This is a genomic window from Pseudomonas sp. UYEF17 (assembly GCF_040546125.1).
Taxonomy (GTDB): Bacteria; Pseudomonadota; Gammaproteobacteria; order Pseudomonadales; family Pseudomonadaceae; genus Aquipseudomonas; species Aquipseudomonas putida_Z.
Genome location: NZ_JBEPNE010000047.1, coordinates 1 through 1391, shown reverse-complemented (window position 1 = coordinate 1391; position 1391 = coordinate 1). Strand labels below are relative to the sequence as shown.

Annotated in this window: 1 protein-coding gene; it reads right to left on the bottom strand. The window is 57.8% G+C overall.

Features of this window, described 5'->3' with window-relative positions; genetic code table 11:
- Positions 1-204 precede the first annotated feature (204 nt).
- The gene (locus ABIB24_RS26730) at positions 205-1263 is read right to left on the bottom strand and encodes an IS110 family RNA-guided transposase (protein ID WP_274121243.1); all 1059 of its coding nucleotides are present in this window, start codon (positions 1261-1263) and stop codon (positions 205-207) included.
- Positions 1264-1391 lie beyond the last annotated feature (128 nt).

Below are 1391 nucleotides of genomic sequence, written 5' to 3'. Positions count from 1 at the left end.
GTTGCATCTATGTATCAGGCCTGTTCGAGGAAGCTTTTTGCTTCTGGCCAACATCGTGGTGAGCTCGCAGCGTGCCGTTTACATTGAGGCCACTGCATCGGGCCTGTAGGAGCGGAGGCATCAGTCTGCGACGGTCTTACCAGGGGTCAATGTTCACTAGCAGGGGTTGGAGCGCTTAGCGCCCCGGTGGCATTACTCGGTTGGTCAGAGGCTCATGGCAGCCTCCGGGTTGCTGTTCGGTTTGTGTTGATAGACCTGGTCGTTCTGTAACAGGGCCCAGATAATGCGCAGATTTCGATTAGCCAGTCTGATCGCCGCTTCCTTGCGCCCAAGGCGGGATAGCCAGCGCAAGAGGCGGCGATCGTCTGGCTGATCGGAATCAGGCCTTAGCTGGCTCAAGACAGCATGTGCGCCCTGGATCATCAGGCTACGTATGTAGCCGTCACCTCGCTTGCTCATCCTGCCCAATCTGACCTTGTTTCCACTGCTGTGCTGATCGGGCACGATACCGAAGAAGGCGGAATACATTCGGCCACTGGCGAAGCGGCTGGGCTCGGTCTGTTTCGCCACGATCGCCGTGGCGATGATAGGGCCTACGCCACGAATGGTGACCAGTCGCTGTGCGACTTTATCCTCCCGGGCTGTCGCTTCGAGCCGTCTACTGAGCCCCGCAATGCGTTCACCCAGAGACAGCCAGTCCGTCAACAGTTCATCGAGCAACTCACGCAACAGGTCGGGCAAAGGTAAAGAGGCATCCTCAAGAGACCGCGGCACATGCTTACTAATCGCAGCGTCGCCCTGAGGCATGGATACGCCATGCTCAAGCAGCAAACCACGCATCTGGTTACCCAGCGCGGTATGCCGCTTGATGTTGCCGCGGCGGATACGGTGCAGTGCTTGAATAGCCAGTGCTGTGGTGCTCTTGATCGGTATCGAGGCAATACTGGTATCGCGACCAGCACGCAAAATGGCATGGGTGTCGTTACGGTCATTCTTCGCGCCGCTGCGGTGTTCGGCGACTCGTTGCGCAGGCAGGATGCGAACCGCATTACCTTTGGCCTGCAGCAGCCTTGCCCAGGCTTGTGCCCCTGGACCGCACTCCATCAAGACGGTCACTGTCGCTGGCAACCTGAGCAGGAAATCATGAAAGGCCTGACGGGATTTGATGCGATCTTCGTAGATCACCCGACCGGTAGCATCCTCGCCTGCTAACTGAAAGACCTGCTTGGCCAGGTCTACACAGATGGTTGTGCAAAGCTCCACATCAGTGGAAGACAGGGAACCTTGCTTGGAACTATGCTTTTTCATGGTCTCGCCCTCGCTGCCGTTGGCTTCTTAGAACGCCACCGTGGCACTGTGATGCCTCGGCGGGGGCGAGTCCATCGATTACA